Source organism: Dietzia sp. DQ11-71 (assembly GCF_014144995.1).
Lineage (GTDB): Bacteria > Actinomycetota > Actinomycetes > Mycobacteriales > Mycobacteriaceae > Dietzia > Dietzia kunjamensis.
This window is the reverse complement of sequence record NZ_JAALDT010000365.1, coordinates 1-4,242: the sequence shown is the minus strand read 5'-3', so window position 1 is coordinate 4,242 and position 4,242 is coordinate 1. Positions and strand designations below refer to the sequence as shown.

Genomic DNA, 4,242 nt, shown 5'->3' with positions numbered 1-4,242 from the left:
CCCCGGCACGGCCTGTGGTCCAGACCGTCGGCCCGGTCGCGAGCGAGTCCGCCTCGGTGAGCGCGGCCAACACGTCGAGGGAGACGGCGTCCCGGTCCAGCGCGGTGAGCACGGCCTCGGCGGTGGCGGGGTCGGCGGGGTCGCGTCTCGCGGCGGTCGCGGGGAGCAGCAGATGATGCCTCACGATGCGCGTGAGGGTCTCGGTGTCGCGGCCCCCGAGGCCCATCCGCGCGCAGATCGGGCGGATCATGTCCGCCCCGTTCTCGCTGTGGTCGCCGTCCCGGCTCTTCCCGAGGTCGTGCAGGAGCGCCGCGAGCAGCAAGAGGTCCGCGCGTGCGACGGAGGTGGTGAGTCGGGACGCCTCCACGGCCGTCTGCACCAGGTGCCTGTCGACCGTGTAGATGTGCGCCCGGTCGCGGGCGGGCAGATCCCGCACCCCCGCCCATTCCGGTAGCAGCCGTTCCCACAACCCGCACCGGTCGAGCGCCTCGTGCACGGGGATCTGCGCCTCACCCGAGCCCAGGAGCACGAGCAGGTCCGACAGGGCCTCCGCCGGCCACTGACCGTCCGGGACGGGGCAGCGTTCGGCGAGGACACCGAGGGTGGAGGTCGCGATCGGCAGCCCGAACCGGGCCGCGGCCGCGGCCACCCGCAGCGCCAGCCAGGGGTCGTCGGCCACGCGGGCCGCGCGGGCGAGCGTCACCTCCCCCGCATGTTCCACCACCCCGTCGTCGAGGGGCCGACGGACAGGCGACCTCCGCAGCAGGCCGGTCAGTCCCCGGGAGGACAGCGCCGCGCACGAGCCACGGATCGCCTGGTCCGCGGTGAACGCGATCGTCCGGGAGGCGTCACTCAGCGCCCGGGCGAGATCGAACCGGTCCCCCAGGCCCAGCGCCTCGCCGACCTCGTCCCCGTACTCGGCGTGCAGCACCTCGCGGGGGCGTCCGCTCACCCGGTGTAGTTCGGTCCGGGCGTCCAGCACCAGCCGGTGCGCGCGCGCCATCCCACCGGGGACCACGGGCCGACCGTCGCTGAGGTGAGCCAGGCCCAGGGCCGCGACCAGCTGCGCGTCGCGGAGCCCACCGGCCCCGTTCTTCAGGTCGGGTTCGCTGCGGTGCGCGATCACCCCGGCCCGGTGGCGCCGGGCGGCCGCCGCGTCGACGAGGTCGTCGAAGCGGGAGGCGATCTGGTCCCGCCACTGCCGGCGGGCGCCGTCCACGACGAGCGCTCCCAGATCCGCGTCGCCAGCGATCACGCGCGCGTCCAGCAGACTCAGCCCGACGGAGACGTCGGCAGCGGCCACGGCCAGGCACTGGTCGACCGTGCGGACACTGTGGTCGAGTCCGACGCCGGAATCCCACAGCGGGTACCACAGTGCGTCGGCCAGCTCGCCCACGTCACGGTCCGGCCGCCGCTCGTGAACCAGGACGAGGTCCAGATCCGAGTGTGGCAGAACCTCCCGGCGTCCCAACCCGCCGAATGCGATGAGGGCGAACCCCGACCCCGGGCCGATCCCGGCCTCGTCGGCGAGCCGTCCCAGCTCCATCTCGTAGAGTTCGCACAGGGCGTCCCTCAGGGACGCGGCGGGCAGGCTCTCGCGCGGGGCGGAGAGGATCCGCTCGCGTCCCGCCCGCAGCGCCGTGGCGCGCTCGCCGTCGGCCGTGACCGCCATGGCACTCCCCTTCCCTCATCCGTCGGGTCCAGAATGTCGCCTCCGTGTCACCGCCTCGGGGCGTACAGGTTTCACCTTTGTGAACGGCTGCGCACGGTCTGCGCGGGACCGGGCGAGGGTGGCCTCCGCAGTACACGACGGCGCGCGGCCGCCCCTGTGACGGGGCGACCGCGCGCCGGGTTCTGCCCGAGGGTCAGATCGCGGACGTGCCCTCCTCACCGGTGCGGACGCGCACGATGCTCTCGACGGGGGTCACCCAGACCTTGCCGTCGCCGATCTTTCCGGTCCGGGCCGCGTCGACGATCAGTTGGACCGCGGTGCCGGCGGTCTCGTCGTCGACCACCACCTCCACCCTGATCTTGGGGACGAAGTCCACGGCGTACTCGGCGCCGCGGTAGACCTCGGTGTGGCCCTTCTGGCGTCCGTATCCTTGGACCTCGCTGATGGTGAGGCCGTGGATACCGGCCTGCTCCAGTGCTGCCTTGACGTCGTCGATCGTGAACGGTTTGACGATCGCGGTGACGAGCTTCATGTCGTGGGTTCCTTTCGAAGGGGTCGGCTCAGCGGATGAGCGCGTTGGTGGAGGCCTCGTACGCGCTCTCGGCGTGCTGGGCACCGTCGATGCCCGCCTGCTCGTCGGCCTTGTCGATCCTCCAGCCGAGCGGCCGGCAGATCGCCCAGGCGATCGCGGTCATGATCGCGGTGAACACGAGGGCGGCCACGGCGATCACGATCTGGACCACCAGGAGTCGCCAGCCGTCCGCGGAGTAGAACATTCCCGCGTCCGTTCCGAAGGTGCCGGTGGCGAACAGGCCGATGGCGATGGTGCCCCAGAGTCCTGCGACCAGGTGCACGCCCACCACGTCCAGGGCGTCGTCGTAGCCGAAGCGGTGCTTGAGGCCCACGGCCAGCGCGGACAGCACGCCCGCGATCGCACCGAGGGCGATCGCGCCGAGCGGGTGGACGGAACCGGCGGCGGGGGTGATGGCCACGAGGCCGGCGACCACGCCGGAGGCGGCACCGAGGCTGGTGGCGTGGCCGTCACGGATACGCTCCGCGAGGAGCCAGCCGAGCATCGCGGCGGCGGTGGCGGCGGTGGTGTTGACCCACGCCAGGCCCGCCGCACCGTTGGCACCGAACGCGGAGCCCGCGTTGAACCCGAACCAGCCGAACCACAGCAGGGCCGCGCCGAGCATGACCAGCGGCAGGTTGTGCGGGCGGTAGGCCGTACGGCCGAACTCGAGCCGCTTGCCGATGAGCAGGACCAGGACGAGCGCGGCCATACCGGCGTTGATGTGCACGACGGTTCCGCCGGCGAAGTCGACGGGCGCGACGGCGGCGGTCAGCCCGCCCTCGCCGTCGTCGACGGTCCCGAAGATCATCGCCGCCAGCCCACTGTCCGAGTGGGAGAGCAGTCCGCCGCCCCACACCATGTGGGCGAGCGGGAAGTACGCCAGGGTCACCCAGACGCCGACGAACGCCAGCCAGGTGCCGAACCGGGCGCGCTCGGCGATCGCGCCCGAGATGAGCGCGACGGTGATGATCGCGAAGGTCACCTGGAAGGCGACGTCGACGACCTGCGGGTAGGCGCCGGAGCCGGAGACCGCCCATTCGGTCGCGTCACCGATCACCCCGGAGAGCCCGAACATTTCGAAGGGGTTGGCGAACAGCCCCAGGACCGACTCGCTGCCGTAGGACATCGACCATCCCCACAGCAGGTAGATCACGCCGACCACGCCCATCGCGCCGAACGACATCATCATCATGTTCAGCACGGACTTCTGCCGGGACATGCCGCCGTAGAAGAGCGCCAGGGCGGGCGTCATGAGCAGTACCAGGGATGCTGCGATGAGCATCCAGGCCGTGTCTCCCGTATCGATCTCCGGCGTCGCCTCCTGGGCGAGCAACGCGACACTGTCACCTATCACGGTGCGGTCCTCCTCGTCTCGTACGTGGTGAGCGACTCTTCGCTCCCCGTCGACATGAAGATTTCCTTGGTCGTGTTGCACCGGATGTGCCCTGATGTTTCGGGGTTGTAACGCGCTCGGGTCCCCTGTTCCGGTCGTGTGTCCCGGCCGCCCGGGCGCGTATCCCGGCCGCGTCGCCCGGGACCTACGTGCCGAGCAACGCGTCGACGAAGGCCTCGGGGGTGAACGGCGCGAGGTCGTCGGCCCCCTCGCCCAGTCCGACGAGCTTCACGGGCACGCCCAACTCGTGCTGGACCTGGAACACGATGCCGCCCTTGGCGGTGCCGTCGAGCTTGGTGAGCACGACACCGGTGATGTCGACGACCTCCTTGAACACGCGCGCCTGCATGAGCCCGTTCTGCCCGGTGGTGGCGTCGATCACCAACAGGACCTCGTCGACGGGGGTCTTCTTCTCCACCACCCTCTTGACCTTGCCGAGCTCGTCCATGAGCCCGGTCTTGGTGTGGAGGCGACCGGCGGTGTCCACGAGCACGGCGTCCACGCCGGTCTCGACCCCGCGGGTGACCGCGTCGAAGGCGACGGAGGCGGGATCCGCGCCCTCCTTGCCGCGGACCACCTCGGCGCCCACCCGCTCGGCCCAGG

The 4,242-nt window shown here is 71.5% G+C and carries 3 protein-coding genes and 1 pseudogene; all 4 read right to left on the bottom strand.

Annotated features, from left to right (window positions below):
- A partial coding sequence (locus G6023_RS12730; RefSeq protein WP_182635845.1) for a [protein-PII] uridylyltransferase occupies positions 1-1,672 on the bottom strand: 1,672 nt, incomplete at its 3' end.
- A 193-nt stretch (positions 1,673-1,865) separates the two neighbouring features.
- Complete coding sequence (locus tag G6023_RS12725; protein WP_067717588.1) at positions 1,866-2,204, bottom strand: P-II family nitrogen regulator; 339 nt, start codon at positions 2,202-2,204, stop codon at positions 1,866-1,868.
- Between the two features lie 28 nt (positions 2,205-2,232).
- Entirely contained in the window at positions 2,233-3,528 is a 1,296-nt protein-coding gene (locus G6023_RS12720) for an ammonium transporter (protein WP_067717988.1), read from the bottom strand.
- 256 nt (positions 3,529-3,784) lie between these two features.
- A pseudogene (locus G6023_RS12715) lies at positions 3,785-4,242 on the bottom strand (signal recognition particle-docking protein FtsY); the annotation flags it as partial.